A 17,643-nucleotide genomic window follows, 5' to 3' on the forward strand; every position below is an offset into this window, starting at 1 on the left:
TCATTAAATTATAGTTTACGGCCATAACCCCTCTAAATAAAAGACAATAAAAAGGCAGCTGTAATGCTGCCTTTAACAAATTAAAAAGTGTAATCAATGCCCATAAAGTAGTTACGGCCAAAGTATTGAATATTACCGGTCTTAGACCTGTCTCCATAATAAGAGCGGTTAGCTTCATCCGTTAAGTTATTCACCGATACGAGTACATTAAACTTGTCGGTAATATCGTAAGACGCCTGCCAATCAATAATGGTTTCTTCAGTAACATAAGCGATATTGCCCGATGTACCGCTCACTCTGCCCAAATATTCAGAGCGGTAGCGGGTACTAATGCGAGTATCAAAACCCTCATAGTCATAAAACAAGGTCGCTGAATAAACTCTAGGAGATAATCCTTCTAGTGGTACGCCCACATCTTCACGACCTGTGCCCACATCTAGATTACGAGTGATCTCACTTTCGGTATACGAAAAGCTTCCAGAAAAACCAAAACCAGACCACGCACCTGGTAACATTGAATAAACCTGCGTATAACCAAGTTCAACTCCACGAATGTAACCTCCTTGGTCGTTGTTTACCGTCATGATCATGTCACCAGGTTCAACTGCACGACCAATGTCTGAATACACTGGAACATCAATGCCATTGCCGGCAAAGTCATAGTTTTGTAGCGTACGAGTTTCGGTAAATGACTCGATGTCTTTATTAAACAAAGCAACAAATGCATTACCATCTGTTTCTACAAAATAATATTCGTAGGTAAAGTCATATTGAGTTGCTAAAAAGGGTTCAATAAATGGATTGGTACCCATTGCCATATTAACGACATTTTTACCATCGCGAGCTCGGTCATATTCATATGAATAACCACCACTTACCGCCATTTCTGTCAGTTGTGGACGAGCCATAACTTTTGCCGCTGCAAACTTAAAGTACTGATTATCAGTAATGCCAAAGGTTAAATTTATTGACGGTAAGATGTTGGTATACGAATGCTCAAGCGTACGGTACAAGTAATCAGAGCTTTCACCACCTACATCGTCAACAATCAAATCTCCAGTGCCAACAACTTCCAATACGGTTTGACCGTTGTTATCTCTAATTGGGTCGCCGTTGTCATCGTAGGCAACTGTTTGAGAATTTGGCGCCTCAACAACACCAGTTGCTTCTTGTGTTGTTTTAATAACACGCAAACCAATATTACCAGTTAATGCATGCCCGACAATTTCGGTATCTAAATTAGCAAGTAAATAGCCCGCTTGAATGTCTTCTTCAATAAATCTATCAGCTCCTATAGACCAAGAAGCAGCAACCCCCCATACATCAACACCGTCTGTCGATAGCGGATTGCCATTTGCATCAACTGCCCATTTGTTACTGATTTCATCAGGGTCAAATGCTAAAAAGGCTGGTAGCGTAGAAAATTCGCCGCTTAACTGTACTGCCGTTACTTCATTAGCTGATAGCTTATAAGGCTGAAAACGAGCCACTTCTTGACCATTTTGATAGCTAATATAATTACCAGCACGCATTACGTCTTGATGGATAAGGTTTCTATGGACACCATTTTCATAATGACCAGGGCCACCGTAAGACCACATGCTTCTTAATGAATTATGTTGACGGTTCGAGACTCGGAACCCAGCTTCAACAGTGCTAATGATACTAAAATCAAGTTCGTACACTAGGTCGAGCTTAAAAGCGTCTGCCTGATTTTCTTCAAAATGTGGGAATTTAGCGTTATTGACCACCATCATTTTATTGATGTCGGTGAAATCCACTAACTGACCTGCTTCATTTGTTATAGAAACTTCAGGGATTTTTAAACCATTTGTTTGATAATTAACAACTAAATCCGTATCAACTTTAGGCGTAACCGCATTTGCGTCGTCAAACATCATCAGATTCATTTCAGCGTCGACAAAATCTTGTGACGCTTTCGAATGAGAGAAGTCTATGGCAATCGTTAAGTCGTCAAATAACCACTCTGCGTTTAAGCCAACCGTAATCGTATCGCTGTAACGGCTGCTATTATCTGACGATGTTCTGATATTAAGTGGATTAGAGCCGCCAATACGTTGACTATTTTGACAAGGAACCGACACCGTACCAGCCGTTAACTGGTCACACGTACCAGGCTCATATGTAGCAAACGGTGTGTAATAACCACTGTGATATTCACCACCAATTATCGAATAACCATCAGTGTCATTTCCCACAACAACAGGGTCAATTAAATCAACGGAATTGTTAATGTCATTTGATACGATAGACCCTAGACCACTAATAAAAATGCCGCGTTCCCACAATTTTGAATCAAATTTCGAATAGAAAACATCTGCTTTTAACGTAAAGTTATCGGTTGGTTGCCATGCGATTGCTGCCATGATCCCGTTACGTGTATCTTCACCACCACGGGTCATTAATTCAAAACCATCGGTATACGAAATACAATTAACGTTTTCATAGCTCGGTTGTATGTCTTCTCCTTCCGCGAGACAATCCGTCAAACCAGGGATGCCATCTAAACGAACATTTTGATAGGAATACGCACCACTTAGGAACTGGTTTGACACTGATGGTGCAAACAAACTAGCCCCACCAATCGCAACACCTAAAGTATCGTCTAAAAATTTACCTTTATATGAAAAGCTTAATCTATGCCCAACCGACGCAGCGTCAGGATGTTCACCTGAAAGTGAATTTCCAGTTAACTGAGCATTAACATGAAACTGGCTGTCATCTTCCATATCCAAAGGATTTGACGTACCTAAATCAACCGTACCGGCCACACCGCCTTCTATTAGTGAGGCTTTTTGAGACTTGTACACCATCGCGCTGCTTATTAATTCAGAAGGAAACTGTGAAAACTCTACCGACCGGCCACCGTCTGACGATACCTGCTCACGCCCGTTCATAGTAGTGAATACATAATTGCCAGATAAACCACGAATATTCAATTCACTTGATTGACCACCCGTTCTAACTGCTGTTACTCCCGGTAAACGAGTTAATGCATCAGCAATGGATAAGTCAGGCAATGCACCTAAGTCATCTGCTGTTACGACATCGACTATCGTATCTGAAAATCGCTTGATGTTAATTGATTCAACCATACTGCGTCGAAACGATCCGGTCACCTGGATAACTTCGATATCGCTGTTTTCATCACTCTTTACTTCACTCTCAACTTTACTCGCGACTTCTGTTTGACTAATAGTTGAAATTTTACTTTTATCATCGACTTCAACTGATATAGTTTGAAAACTCATACCCGTGAGTATTAACGACATCGTAAGTTGATTAAGCTTAAAATTGTGCATGTGAATAATTCCTAAACTTCGCTTATCTTGCATTGATTTGTTGTATTCATCCACGATATTAAAAGAACCCAATAAAGTGGTATGTAAGCATTTAAATCGAGCATAAACAGCAAGTGGTTAAGGAAAGGTTAAGGTGAATTGGCGACATTTATTAACTCGTCAAATAATAATTTTTGTCTTAACCACACCTTAACCCTATTACTAATAAATTGTCGGGGATCTTAAATTTCTACCCTGATAAACCGCTGAGTGTGAGATAACAATGAACATGAATTTACGAATACAAAGTAGAATATTCGCCACGTGTGTAATTAGTAGTACCCTCTTATCATTATTTGGCTGTGACGTGTCAAATGAAGAAGGATTGAAAAGCGAATTTCAAGCCACTTTACAAACCCCACTGACATGCCGCTTCCCAGATACTATCGCTGCAGATAGTTTTGGTGAGCCAATTTTAGATGAGAACGCTAACACCAGTTGTGAACGGGTAGAGTTAGCCTGCGAAAATGCACTTTATGACCATGACTCACATTCATGCCTTCCATTGGCTCGTCATCCACTCGCACCACTTGAAGTGGCTGAAGCGATACCAGAAGACGGCAACTGGGCAACCGTATTTTACTGGCGCGATGAATTTGCCAATGTCGACCCACAGACCTTACTTTCGCCGCCTGACAACGAAAATAAATGGGTAATTCATGCATGGAACAACGACGTTTGTAATGCATGGGACCCTGATTATCAACAACCAGGAAACAGCAACAATTACCAAGAAGTTGAAAAAATATATTGGACAACTTCATGGACCGGCGGACTACTTCCTGACGGCTTTGATGAAAATTACGGTTTATTTTGGAAATTTAAATTACTGCCACTTGATGACGTAAATGAAGAAGGTGTTCCGCGTCGTACCGACTGTGTTCATTACATTGTGCACGACATAAACAACGATATACGTGGCCATATTGATGACTTAAGAGGCGACGTTGGCAATAATCCAACCGCTAGCTTATATAATCCTGACAATATGAATTACATTCATAATGAGCTCTCTACACCAATTACCGGCTCTAGTATTAACCCTTATTACGTGCCACCTGGGGAATTAGCCACAAGCGTTCGCCGCGTAGATCCTAAGTGGTATGCACACTGGATAGATACAAGCACCATTTTGTTAGGTGACAGTGGATTAGAAAACTCGTTTGGTCCTATGACCCAAAGTGTGAAACTATTTTACGGTCCAGGCGATATTCGTTTCTTCCCAGGCGACGGTTACCGAGGAGTTGATTTTATTGAATTTACTCGACAAGGTGACAGTTCATTATTAACACCAGAACAAGCTGCATCATCTCTCGCCGCAGCAAGTAATTTTTCAGTATTTACCACCGACACTGACATTACACCTGAATTAGCCAAAACTATTTTGCAAGGCACAATCACTGTAGTAGCTGAAAACGCCGACCAAGAAATGATTGCAGCAACAGGTGTGCAAACCGCAAAAATTATCGACGCGCTTTATACGCAAGGCAACAACGACGCAAATGAAGCAACTCTTGGCGTGATTTATGAAGACGGCAAAGTTAAAAACGCTCTTTGGGCGCCAACGGCACAAAGTGTGATTATAAATATTTATAACGATGTATTTGTCGACGGGGATTATGAGCTATTTAAATCTCAAGAAATGACGTTTGATATCCTTACCGGGATCTGGTCATTTGAAGCTTCAGCAGCCGACGTAGACCAAAAGTTATTCCAATACGAAGTTAGTGTTTTTCATTCAGAGACTGGTAAATTCGAATCCCTTGATGTAGTCGACCCATATTCAGTGAATCTGACAACCAATACGGAATATTCAAAATACGTAAACTTAGATGATGCGAACTTATTGCCAAGCGGCTGGACGCAAAATACAGCTGTAAACATGGTTAATCCCGAGGACTACGTATTTTATACGGGCCATGTGCGTGACTTCAGTATCTTAGATGAGTCAACAACGCCAGCACATCGAGGTAAATTTTTAGCCTTTACTGATAGCACAAGCTCTCCTGTGCAACATCTTCAATCATTGGCCGATGCAGGTATTACGCACGTGCAACTGATGCCGATTAACAATATTGCGAACATTGACGACCGAGCAGAATCTTCGGTGAACTTAGGCAATACGGTAAGTAAGTTATGCGGTAAAAAACCAGGCGCTGAGGTATGCTTAGATATTGGCGAAAACAGCACAGAGACCTTAGGCGACATTTTAGCCGGCCTAGATTCGACATCAGACAAATCTCGTGACTTGTTATCAGAATTAGTAAACATCGACTCGTACGACTTTGGTTACAACTCCAATCTATTTACAGCACCAGAAGGTATTTATGCCACAAACTCTGCTGACTCGTCTCGGATAATCGAATTACGTGAAATGGTTCAGGCTTTACATGACATGGGGTTGAAAGTCTCTCTTGATTTTGACTTTAGCCATACCAACGATTCAGGCTTATTGGACGACTCGATATTAGACCAAGTCGTTCCAGGGTATTATCATCGACGCGACCCGCAAACAGGACGTATTTTAGATGTAACAAGTGCCGAAGATACCGCATCTGAACACGCCATGATGACTAAGCTCATTGCCGATACATTGGTCACTTATAGCAAACATTTTAATATTGACGCTTTCCACTTAACTGCTATTGACTTGATTCCAAGTGACAGCTTGCTAGCCATTCGGAATGCAGTTAAAGCCGTAAACGATAATACCTATATTTATGGCTCTGCCAACAATATAGCGCTTTCGACTTTTACTGCAGCCAATGCAACAACCCTTACAAATACAGAAGTCGGATTGGTTAATGCCAATATGCAGGATGCGGTGACAAGTGCAGTTCTATTTAATCAATCGCAGTTTATCGATGAAATAGATAAATTGCGCATTTCTATGGTGGGTAATATTGCAAACTACAGATTGGAAAATAAAATGGGCAATATAAATCAGGCAAAAGACCTTTATACGAATAGTCTAGTTCAAGACCCTGCCGAGATCGTCAATACCATTGCAACGGTTAATTCAGAAACGTTATTTGATGCGCTACAGTATAACTTGGCGGGTGATTTTTTACCTGACGAACGTATTCGTGCCCACCAAATCTCTATGGCAATCCCTTTGTTAAGCCAAGGTATACCGTCATTGCAAATGGGCAGCGATTTATTGCGCTCAAAATCAATGTCAACTCTAAGTAACACTGGCGGTGACTGGATAAACCGCGTGGACTTTACACAACAATCCAACAACTGGAATGTCGCTTTACCAATTATGTTAAGCGATGAAGTTAAAGCCAAATCCCTGTTAATGGATAGCAATATTCAGGTTTATTCTGACAATATAAATAGCAGTGCGGAACTTGTTAAAGAGTTTTTACAGATCCGTAAATCAAGTCCACTATTTCGCTTAACAACAGCCGATGACATCATTGACCGAGTTGGCTTCCACAATACTGGCCAAAACGCGTTGCATAATTTAATTGCAATGAGTATTGATGATGGAAAAGGTTGTGTCGTCAGTAAACTTAATTATGAAGGTTTATGTGATGATGACGAGCAACGAGTTGACTTAGACCCTAGCGTTGATGCCATTTTTGTTGTTATTAATGGCGGATTAAATCAACAAACATTAAGTTTAGACATTGTGGGTGAATTTGAGCTGCATTCAATTCAGCAAAGTTCACATGACGCGGCAACCCAAAAGGCGTTTTACCAAACGACTAGCTTTGGTGGCCAATTGGTCGTTCCAGCGTTAACAACAGCCGTATTTATTAAACCACAGGTTGTTGAGCAAGGTACCGGCTACAGCGCTTTTGCTAGTGTCGGACTTCCTTCGGTAACCCCTTACAACAATCACACTATCTATCTGCATAACGACGCAAATGAGAGTAATGATTTACCGGTTTTCGAGTACATGGGTGATGGTATATATGAGCTGACAGTTACGCTTAATGTAGGTGCTCACAACTTTACTATTGGCGATTATGATCTATCTGAATTTAACGTTGGTGGTGATATCATAATCGAACTCGATACGGGAATTGTGATTGGCCAGTCAGCAATAACCAATACTATTAATATTACCGCGGCCGGCCGCTATACCTTTAGTTTAAATGCATTAGACCCCAAAATGCCGACACTTACTGTGACTGGTGGTTCGACGCAACCGAGTTACGGAGAAACAGAGTTGTTAATTCGCGGTGATTTTAATGGCTGGTCTGAAGACAATCCAATGATTTATGTCGGCAACAATACCTATGTAGGTACGGTCGATATCACAGCAACAGGCAACTTTTATTACAAGTTTGCTAATGCCGCATGGGACTTCAGAATTGGTAACGAGTTTCAAACGACGTTAAATGAGTCTATAAATATGTCGATTCTTACCGATTCGTACGACCCTGCACCAACGTTGCAAATTGACGATATTGGCCTGTACTTCTTTGTGATAAATGCAAATAACCCTGCCGCTCCTATCGTAACGATAAGTAAAGAAGTGCCGACCTATGCGGGTGAAATCTTATACGTCCGAGGTTTTGATTCGATATGGGATACAAGTCGACCTATGACATACTATGGCGCTGGATATTACGCACTGGACATACTTGCTGTTCAAAATGAAGACTTAACATTTGACAAGTTCTTTAAGATTGCCGCTGAATCTTGGAGCAATCCTAATTCAGGCGGCGCACAAGTTACCTTAAACGGTGGATTTGTTGCGACGCAAACCGTGGATGACGCCATTACATTAGCGTTAGATGAAGAGACACAATTACGAATTATTTATCACGCCATTGATGATGTAAATAATCTCGGGGAAATTGCTGTTCAAGCCCTAGCAGTGAATGAATAAAGTTATGCAGTTAACAAGCTGATTATATTAGGGCATCAACTAAAAAGTTGATGCCCTTTTGGTTTTAACAATATAAAAGATGTTAGTTAACTCTCATTAACTGCGGTTATATTTCGTTATTGTAGTAAAATAGGGTCAACACCCGCTAAATAAGTGAATATCGCATTTCACTTCAAAGAGTTTACTTTATGAATTTACGTGTCCTATTTGTTGAAGACGATAAAAATCTCGCTATCTCAATTGTTCATTATTTGGAATTAAATTCCATTGTTTGTGATTATTGTAGCGACGGGAATCTAGCGTTAAACCTACTGAAAACCAACAAATACGATGTCATCATAAGTGATGTAAACATGCCTGAAATGGATGGATATACGTTTTGTTCAAAAGTGAGAGAACAGGGATACGATGTTCCACTAATGATGTTAACTGCATTGACTGAAATTGACGATAAGTTAACAGGATTTGACAGTGGTGCCGATGATTACCTGACCAAACCCTTTGAAATGAAAGAGCTTCTTGCCCGTATTTTTTCTCTAGCCAAACGCCGAAGCGGCAACATGAAGCTATTAAAAATTAAAGAGTTAGGTCTAGAGCTTAATTTAGATAACCACATTGCATTTCGCGACAATATAAAATTAAACTTGCCGCCGTCGTGTTGGATAATTTTAGAAACACTCGCCCGAGCATATCCAAAACCCGTTAAAAAATCCGATATCGAATTTGCGATTTGGGGTGATGAACTCCCGGACAGCAACAGCTTAAAAGTCCATATTCACGGATTACGAAAAAATTTAGACAAGCCATTTGAATCTCCTATTTTACACATCATTACCGGTTTTGGTTTTGAGTTAAGGCCAGCATAATAACGATAAATACATTAGGCTAAACCTATCGTAGTGTTAGATTTTAGCCTGCCATCGCACGCCGGTTTATCTTCTATTTGTATTTATTGTTAGTTCCTCCAACCTCCAATTCCCTTAATATTTGTTCTGTAAAGACATAAATATTGAGTTGTGACCAAAAAACACCATCTTCTTTATCAAATTGTGATTTTGTCGTGATACTTTTGGGATAAATTCGATTCATGATTGTTAGGGTCAAAACTAACAAGAGAAAAGAACATGAAAAAACTACAACGAATTTTACTTCCTTCACTCGCCGTCTTATTTTCACAAAACGCACTGTCGGCCGAACTCGACATTAAAGTCACTAATCTAACTCACGGTTTACACTTTACCCCGTTGCTTGTTACAGCACATGGTGCCGATGCGTACTTATATAAAACAGGTATGGCGGCAAGTGAAGATCTGCAAAAAATGGCTGAAGGCGGCGACATTTCAGGTTTGTCTTCAATGTTAATGGGCATCAATGCTGATGTTGTTGAAAATCCAGCGGCGGGTCTATTAGCGCCAGGCACCTCAACTATGACCATGTTATCTACAGCCGCCACTAACACCCATTTATCTTTGGTTACTATGTTATTGCCAACAAACGATGGTTTTGTTGGGCTCGATAGTTGGGAAATTCCAACGACGGCTGGCACATATACAGTTTATCTAAATGGCTATGACGCTGGCACCGAAGCCAATAATGAAATTATCAATGGCGGCGGCATGCCGGGTGTTTTAGGTATTCCCGCAGATCCTTCTGGAAACAATGGCACAGGTGGCACGGGCGTGACAGATATGGAAGAGACTCAAGTCGTCCATATACACCGAGGAAATTTAGGTGATGACGACGCTGCTGGTGGCATGTCAGATGTGAATAACAAAGTTCATCGTTGGTTAAACCCGGTAGCTAAAGTGACAATTACGGTTAAATAAGGAGTACCTCATGAAACCTAATTTATTAAAATCAATAAGCATGGCGGCAGTCGTATCAAGCGCCTTGCTGATATCTGCCTGTAGCAGTGACGATGACGACGATATGATGGTTGTCGAAATGCCAGTTCCTGTTGACGTTTCGTATTCAATTACAGTTACCAACCTAACTTATAGTCAGCCTTTTTCACCTATCTCGATTGTATTACATGACGATGGGCAACTATGGCAGATTGGTGAAAGTGCATCGGTTGCTTTAGAAAAACTTGCTGAGTCTGGTGATAACTCAGAGCTATTTACCCAAAGTGTCGTAACGGCTTCTATGGCGGGTGCAGGTATCTTAATGCCCGGTCAATCGGAAACAGTTTCGATCACCATTGAGGACAACACAACGTCTCTTTTGTCACTTGCAACAATGCTTGTGAATACAAATGACGCGTTTACCGGTCTTAATAGTATACCGCTGGCAGATCTCGGTGTTGGTGACAGTTGGTCCAAAATGGTTGGGGCCTATGATGCCGGGACAGAAGCCAATAGCGAAAGTGCAGGCACTATGCCTGGACCTGCTGATGGCGGCGCAGGCTTCGATACGCAACGTGATGATACCGACATAGTCACTATGCATCCCGGTGTTGTGTCAATGCATGACGGGCTGTCTACCTCAGTATTGACTCAAGCCCATAAGTTTGACCAACCGACAGCAAAAATAACGATTACAAGAACGGAGTAAACTATGACAGATTCAGTGCTTATTGTGGAAGATGATTTTGACATCGCTGACCTAATTCGCGTCAACTTGTTAGAATTAGGTATTCATACAGAGCACGAGTCTGACGGTTCTAAAGCATTAGCAAAGGCTCTTAACGAGCCTTTTAGTCTTTTGCTTTTGGATGTCATGTTGCCTTCATTGTCTGGCTTAGATATTTGCAAGCAGGTCAGACACGAAAAGCCCGAACAAGCTATCATCATGTTAACGGCCAAAAATTCCGAAATGGATCGTGTCCTTGGACTCGAACTAGGCGCCGATGACTACATGACCAAACCCTTTAGCGTGCGTGAGCTGCAAGCCCGCGTCAGATCACAATTACGTAAAGTTAATATCCTTAACCAGCGATATGGTATGTCGCCTTTAACATCTGACGTTGCTGATTCCTATCAAGTCGGAAGTTTACTAATTAATGGTCAATTGCACCGGGCCACTATAGACCAAACCGTGTTAGAACTAACCGCCACTGAATTTGATTTATTAAAACATTTTGCCAAACATCCAGATCAAGTATTTAGCCGTGCGCAATTGCTAGAAGCCGTTTGGGGATATGGTCACAGTGGCTACGAACATACGGTGAATTCACATATTAATCGCCTACGGGCCAAACTTGAACAAAACCCAACAAACGCGGAAATCATCCAAACTGTTTGGGGCGTAGGTTATAAGCTCAACGCCCAAAATACCAAATCGTCTATGTTCGATAGCAATACCAATACCAATAACAATAACAACGCTACCCAATCCACGACTTCTAAACTGAAGGGAACTCACTAATGTCTTTGTATAAACGACTCGTTTTATCGCTCTCTTTGGTTTTTGCCGCAATCATTTATTTGGTTGTATGGTGGAGTGGAGAGCTAAAAGAAAATACCCAACTAGAATCGGAGCAGCGACTCCATCTTGGATTAGCCGAACATTTAGTGACAGACAACCCGTTATTGGCGCAGGGGGTTTATGATTACGATGCATTAAAAGGCCTATTTCATACCCTTATGATGCTAGGCCCAAGCTTTGAGTTTTACTACGTCGATACACAGGGCAAAATCATCACTTACTCTGCCGACCCCGGTAAAGTAAAACGCACTCATATTGATACGACCCCCATTAAATCGGTAATTAGCAATCGCATTAATACTGCGACTTTACCCCCTCAAAATGCGGCCTCAGATACAAGTGTTGATACAAGCGTAGACAACAATTTAATCACCTCTTTGCCAATTTTGGGCGACGACCCAAGGCAAGTTGATCATCAAAAAATATTCTCAGCAGCTCCTGTATTGCGAGACGGTGAATTACAAGGCTACTTGTATATCATTATCCGTGGCGAGAACTACGACTCGATAATGCAAGCTGTCAAAGCCAACAATCAGTTTGGCGAGTCTTCAATAATTGCCGCGATTTCACTGGCAGTTATGCTGCTATTGCTTTTAGGGTTATTTCGTTATTTCACCTTGCCTTTGTGCAAAATTTCTAACGCGATAAAAGGACTTAGCAATGAAAATTGGGAAACGCAAAAACTTAATCTCAATTTAACCATGTCACAGGACAACGAACTGCAACTTGTAGTTACCACGATCAATACCATGTTAGGCCAAATTCAGAAGCAATTTAGTCAATTGCAAAATATCGACGAACAACGCCGTGTATTACTTGCAGATCTATCGCATGACCTACGTACACCATTGGCGAGCCTACAAGGTTACATCGAAACGTTACATATACACGGTGAGAAGTTATCAGCAGTGGAGCGCAGTAAATTCATTGATATTTCAATGAAAAATTCCAAAAACTTAAAGCTGTTAATAGACCAGATATTCGAATTAGCGTACCTCGAAGGTGGCCAAGTTACGCTGCAAAATGAGTCTGTCGCTCTTGGTGAACTCATCTACGACGTGGCAGCTAAGTTTGAACTTAAAGCCGCTGCAAAACGCATTAATATCACCGTCGACCCAGCTGAATGTAACTATCAAATATTTGCCGATATTGGCAAGCTAGAGCGGGTACTGTCCAATCTCATCGACAATGCGATAAGACATACACCAGAGAATGGGGAAATTACCCTTTCGGTTGCTGAACACAGTAAAGATGGCAAAAAACTGGAAATTGCAGTTAAAGACACAGGAATTGGCATTAATCAAAATGAGCTTACCCATATTTTTAATGCAAGATATCGCGCCAGCAACAGCCAAGAAGATAAACAATCCCACGCAGGTTTAGGATTAGCCATCAGCCAGAAGTTGGTACAGCTATTTAATTCTGAATTATCCGTTGAAAGCCAACTTGGCAAAGGCACCCGTTTTAGTTTTGAAGTCGTCAAAACACAGTTAGTGTAAACCCACGTTTATAACGACAATAACGAGTTTGTTTAAACCAAGCGCATCAAAGGAAAGTGGCGTCTTGGTTCGGTTTAAAAGGCTTTGACTTAGTTAGAGATTTGTCCGCGTTAGGTTTTCTACATGGCCAAATGTTGTTTAAACATAGGAATAAACTCATCTTCTCGATGACTTACAAATAATACGGTACTGTGTTTTTGTTGGTCTAACGTTTGTAAAAACTTCAGAACTCGATGACGGTTCACTTCGTCTAGGCCCTGCGTAGGCTCATCCATAACCAATAAATACGGAGATTTAACCAACGCTCGAACAATCAATACCAGACGTTGCTCACCAAAGCTTAAATCAGATAAGAGTTTAGCGCTATACTGCAACATACCTATTTTAGCTAACCATTGTTTGGCAATGTCGGTGTGCTTTGACTCAACTTGCTGATAGACCCCAATCGAATCAAAAAATCCTGAGACTACTGTGGCCAAAACGGTACAAGATACCCGATATTGGCGATGAATTTCAGGGCTAACAATGCCCATTTGTTTTTTAATCTGCCATATGCTTTCGCCTTGCCCACGAACAAAACCCAACACGCTCAACTTGTTGTTGTAACACTGCGGGTGGTCACCTGTGACGAGTTGTAACAAGGTCGATTTACCGCAACCATTTGCGCCAGTAACTAAGGTATGTTGCAATGGCTTAATAGCAAAATCGAGTTCACTAAAAATAATATCCGATTGATAACTGACCTTGCCATTTTGTAATTCAACAAGATAATCGTGGGGATATGGCGCGGGTTCTTCTAGATGTTCTGGCCAAGCGACATCCGCTAACTCGTCGGTCATTAACGACTCTAATTGGCGTTGAATTTGTTGTTCATCAATACCGGATAAATCGATTAATTTTCCTTCGTCGATAATGGCAATTTGCTCACACCAAGCAGGAATATCATCGCGGTTACTTAAACACAACAACACAGTGATGCCATAATCACTCAAAGTATTAAGCAAGTCTGATAACTCATTAACCGATTTTAAATCTAAACTGTCAAACGGGTTGTCGCATATTAACAGCTGCAAATGCGGAGACTCTATATGGTCTAATAGCGCTTTTAATATAAGTAGCTTTCGGCTTTCACCGGTGCTTAATAAGCGATACCCTTTATCCATAACATGCGACAGTGAAAACTGTGCGACAAGCGGATTTTGATGTTGATTAACTGGCAAAAAATCACGTGCCGGCGTGCCATCATCGATACAATCAGTGATATCTGTTTCATCAATTTTGAGTTCGTTTTCATACACCTCTTGAAGCGTCTCAAACGAAACCACCTTAACTTGTTCAGGACTAGGGACGACAAAACGCTCGAATGACTCTAAGGTAACGTCATCAATCAACATTTTATCTAGGTATTGTTTTCCAGAACCATTACGCCCGACAACGCAAGCTTTTTGACCGGCGTTAATTTGCCAATGTGCTATGGATAACTTGTCGTGGATTAGATTTTTAATGTCGACTATCGGTGAATGCATTTATGGACTACTTTATGGCAATTGAATGAAAACAAACGAACTAATTATAATAATTTGAATTGTTTTTAACACAACAACTAACTCGTTATTAATAATCACCTTTTCGTATCAACAGCGCTCAGACAACTTGCACCTATATGCAAATGAAATCTTGTCACTTTACAATTTGAACAATAAAACGAAGCCAGTTAGGAAATGTATTGAGTTAACAACCTTTAAGTCTATTTTGTCTTAAGCTCTTACCTATGCTTATTCCACTATTTCAGAGCCATTAGATGCCACTTAATTTTGCCGTAAGGGAAGCCATCAATGGGCCAAATTTAAGTAATTTACTGGGAATAACAAACTGCGGAACCCGAAATGTTATACACTTACCTATATTCTAATTTTTCTTATACTTGATGAAACGTTATTTTGCCTTTTTGGCCTTAATTATATGTTGATACTTTTCGGAAAAAACACGTTTACTGACTAGCATGGAGTCACAATGCACCACTTTGTTATTTACCATAAATCTTGCCCCGACGGATTTGGCGCAGCGCTCGCATTAAAGGTATTTTTAGATAGAGAGCACCCTAATGACGTTACCGAATTTCACGCAGCAAACCATGGTGAGCCAGTTCCAGACATTGACGGTAAAACCGTTTACATCGTTGATTTTGCCTATAATCGCGAAACAACCATAGATATTAACAACCGCGCAGAATCGCTGATCGTACTCGACCACCATAAATCGGCGGAAGGTGCATTGGCAAACCTAGATTATTGTACGTTTGACATGTCACGTAGTGGCGCCATGATCGCCTGGCAGCATTTTAATCCAAAACTGCCAGTGCCATTACTTATTAAATATATTCAAGACAAAGACTTATGGACTTGGGCACTGCCACAAAGTAAAGAGTTTTCAGCTGGTTTGTCGCTATTTGCATTACACTTTGATATTTGGATGCCGTTACTTGACGACACTAAAATTAGCGACGTCATTGAAGGCGGAAAAACGATTTTGGCTTATGAACAGAAGTTGGTAAAACGCGCTATAGGCCGTGGAATAAGAATGGTAACGGTTGCTGGCTATCAAGTGCCAATGTTAAATACCACCATATTGGCCAGTGAAATTGGCAACGAACTAGCCATTGGGCATCCTTTTGCTGTTACCTATTTTGATACCGCCGACAAACGTATATTTTCGTTACGTTCGGCTAAAGACGGGGTCGATGTTTCTGAGATTGCGAAACGTTTTACTGGCGGCGGTGGGCATTTTCACGCATCTGGTTTTGCCATTGCGCTTGATCAGTTACCCACCGGTGATCTTCTTAACCCAAGCTAGTATTGGTTAAGTCAAAAAAAAGCGTTGAACTTAGTAATAAGCTCAACGCTTTTTATTTGTAATATTTTTACGTTTACGCAATCTACATTCGATTAGTTATGGGTATTTACCAAGTCATAAATGGTCACTTGCGCATAATCGTGACTATCACCCGAGTTATTTTGATTATAAACCCCAGCTTTGAAATACATATACTGATTACCAGATCCGTAACGACTGCCAGACATATCAAATCGTTCGAACGCTAACTGTGTTTCATTTTGAGAAATGGTCACGTCAAGTTGATCCCCAACAACCTTAATCTCATAAGTAAAGGTTTCACCAAGTTCAATTCCATCACTAGGATTGCTGGCATTATCCGAACGTGAACCTAGCATTTCACGGTACACATCATCGCCGCCCAACACTTCGTGTGCAAAATAAATACTGCCTTTGGAATTATTAGGGAGCTTGCGATAATAAAGTCGAATAGGTTCGTCGTCATTTGCATGGATTTGGCCAATGATCACTCGTCCAATTTGATAATCTTCACCGGTTGATGTGACATGGTCAACTTTAAGTGTGGTACGTAATACACCATCAACCCCGCCCGCTTTTGCTTGTTCCGTAGCCGATGCACTTGAAAACACCCAGTTATTTTTATTGATCCCTTGAGTCGATATGCTCTTATTTCCCCGGCGTAACATTTCACGTAATTCGGTTCGAATATATTTAGTGTTTTCCGAAGTTTTAAAACCTCGGACATTTGTTCTAAAAACTAATCCGGCATCAATCGATTGATAAAAGAATCGTGGGTCGAAATATCCACCAGCCAAATCGTTTTCATAAATGCTGTCGGATTTTCCGTTATTGTCAACATCAGTTGGCACACTTAGATACCAATCAATAAGTTCGATATTTTGGGTTACCGTTCTATCACAGCCAAAAACTTGAATTTCTATAATGTCGGAAATATCGTTTAGCTCGTTACCCAGAGAAGTAAATTTAACAAACCGGCCAGTTATCGCTCCGGTTCCATCTTCGTCAAAATTAATTCGAGTTGCAATCAAGCTATCGGGGTCTGACGAACCACTAACGACAACTTCTTGCCAGTCGACAAGATTGTCAGAAACATGTATTTCATAATAATGACTGATATTAGGATTTAGCCAACTTACTAGAACGTCTGAAATCAATGCCCCTTTGGTCAGTTTTATAATTGCGCTCGTCCCGTTTGATTGACTCTTCCAAACAAGGTTATCTTTGTATTTTTTATCAATGAGGTAATTAACGGAAAAACCAACCTCGTCGGTTTGTTCAGTAGATACAGATTCAATACCTAACTCAAAAATTGAGCTGCAACTAATAGGTTCTAAGTCGGGGTAAGTTTCCGGTTCGGTTGTTCCAGAGTTGTCATCAACGACAGTGTCATTTTGTGGTTTTGACTCTCCCATTGACGGATCAGCAGTACACCCAGCGAGCAATAGCATCAAAGCTATAGCAGATAATATTATTTTCATATTAACAACTTCATATTTTGGCATTACCAAGTACTATTACCAAAAATACAACCAAATGCAATTAGTATTGATTAAAAGACAACTAAATTGGTAATAACAAATTACCAACCTCAATTACTAACTTTAAGGTGGCACACCTTAACTTCACATTTGCTGAT

Annotated in this window: 10 protein-coding genes; 7 read left to right on the forward strand and 3 right to left on the reverse strand. The window is 40.7% G+C overall.

What is annotated here, in order from left to right; all coding sequences use genetic code 11:
• Positions 1-80: 80 nt before the first annotated feature.
• Complete coding sequence (locus KO525_RS10355) at positions 81-3,323, reverse strand: TonB-dependent receptor (RefSeq protein ID WP_215963730.1); 3,243 nt, start codon at positions 3,321-3,323, stop codon at positions 81-83.
• Positions 3,324-3,669: 346 nt separating this feature from the next.
• Between KO525_RS10355 and KO525_RS10360 the strand changes: the two genes are divergently transcribed.
• The 6 genes from KO525_RS10360 to KO525_RS10385 all read left to right on the forward strand — a co-directional run bounded on the left by KO525_RS10360 (position 3,670) and on the right by KO525_RS10385 (position 13,133).
• Positions 3,670-8,208, forward strand: coding sequence for an alpha-1,6-glucosidase domain-containing protein (locus tag KO525_RS10360; protein WP_215963731.1), 4,539 nt, complete (start codon positions 3,670-3,672; stop codon positions 8,206-8,208).
• A 188-nt stretch (positions 8,209-8,396) separates the two neighbouring features.
• Positions 8,397-9,074 (forward strand): response regulator transcription factor, encoded by a 678-nt coding sequence (locus tag KO525_RS10365; protein ID WP_215963732.1) that lies wholly within the window; start codon positions 8,397-8,399, stop codon positions 9,072-9,074.
• A 258-nt stretch (positions 9,075-9,332) separates the two neighbouring features.
• The gene (locus KO525_RS10370) at positions 9,333-10,034 is read left to right on the forward strand and encodes a spondin domain-containing protein (protein ID WP_215963733.1); all 702 of its coding nucleotides are present in this window, start codon (positions 9,333-9,335) and stop codon (positions 10,032-10,034) included.
• Between the two features lie 10 nt (positions 10,035-10,044).
• Positions 10,045-10,761, forward strand: a complete 717-nt coding sequence (locus KO525_RS10375) for a spondin domain-containing protein (RefSeq protein ID WP_215963734.1) — start codon at positions 10,045-10,047, stop codon at positions 10,759-10,761.
• Positions 10,762-10,764: 3 nt separating this feature from the next.
• A complete protein-coding gene (locus KO525_RS10380; RefSeq protein ID WP_215963735.1) occupies positions 10,765-11,574 on the forward strand; it encodes a response regulator transcription factor in 810 nt (269 codons plus the stop codon).
• Positions 11,574-13,133, forward strand: a complete 1,560-nt coding sequence (locus KO525_RS10385; RefSeq protein ID WP_215963736.1) for a cell wall metabolism sensor histidine kinase WalK — start codon at positions 11,574-11,576, stop codon at positions 13,131-13,133. The genes KO525_RS10380 and KO525_RS10385 overlap by 1 nt, the downstream gene beginning before the upstream one ends.
• A gap of 119 nt (positions 13,134-13,252) precedes the next feature.
• On the opposite strand, the gene KO525_RS10390 is transcribed toward KO525_RS10385, so the two are convergent.
• Positions 13,253-14,659, reverse strand: coding sequence for an ATP-binding cassette domain-containing protein (locus KO525_RS10390; RefSeq protein ID WP_252736841.1), 1,407 nt, complete (start codon positions 14,657-14,659; stop codon positions 13,253-13,255).
• 487 nt (positions 14,660-15,146) lie between these two features.
• Here KO525_RS10390 and KO525_RS10395 point away from each other — a divergent pair, with 487 nt between their 5' ends.
• The gene (locus tag KO525_RS10395) at positions 15,147-15,986 is read left to right on the forward strand and encodes a DHHA1 domain-containing protein (RefSeq protein ID WP_215963737.1); all 840 of its coding nucleotides are present in this window, start codon (positions 15,147-15,149) and stop codon (positions 15,984-15,986) included.
• A gap of 92 nt (positions 15,987-16,078) precedes the next feature.
• Here the strand turns inward: KO525_RS10395 and KO525_RS10400 are convergent, their stop codons facing one another.
• On the reverse strand, positions 16,079-17,485 hold the full coding sequence (locus KO525_RS10400) for a polysaccharide lyase family 7 protein (protein WP_215963738.1): 1,407 nt from the start codon (positions 17,483-17,485) through the stop codon (positions 16,079-16,081).
• Positions 17,486-17,643: the final 158 nt, after the last annotated feature.

The organism is Psychrosphaera sp. B3R10, assembly GCF_018861025.1.
Taxonomy (GTDB): Bacteria; Pseudomonadota; Gammaproteobacteria; order Enterobacterales; family Alteromonadaceae; genus Psychrosphaera; species Psychrosphaera algicola.

Bases quoted from the DNA above. Each gene is read 5' to 3' on its own strand.
- KO525_RS10385 (WP_215963736.1), top strand. From the start codon at position 11,574: ATGTCTTTGTATAAACGACTCGTTTTATCGCTCTCTTTGGTTTTTGCC.
- KO525_RS10400 (WP_215963738.1), bottom strand. From the start codon at position 17,485: ATGAAAATAATATTATCTGCTATAGCTTTGATGCTATTGCTCGCTGGG.
- KO525_RS10365 (WP_215963732.1), top strand. From the start codon at position 8,397: ATGAATTTACGTGTCCTATTTGTTGAAGACGATAAAAATCTCGCTATC.
- KO525_RS10375 (WP_215963734.1), top strand. From the start codon at position 10,045: ATGAAACCTAATTTATTAAAATCAATAAGCATGGCGGCAGTCGTATCA.
- KO525_RS10380 (WP_215963735.1), top strand. From the start codon at position 10,765: ATGACAGATTCAGTGCTTATTGTGGAAGATGATTTTGACATCGCTGAC.
- KO525_RS10395 (WP_215963737.1), top strand. From the start codon at position 15,147: ATGCACCACTTTGTTATTTACCATAAATCTTGCCCCGACGGATTTGGC.
- KO525_RS10390 (WP_252736841.1), bottom strand. From the start codon at position 14,659: ATGCATTCACCGATAGTCGACATTAAAAATCTAATCCACGACAAGTTA.
- KO525_RS10370 (WP_215963733.1), top strand. From the start codon at position 9,333: ATGAAAAAACTACAACGAATTTTACTTCCTTCACTCGCCGTCTTATTT.
- KO525_RS10355 (WP_215963730.1), bottom strand. From the start codon at position 3,323: ATGCACAATTTTAAGCTTAATCAACTTACGATGTCGTTAATACTCACG.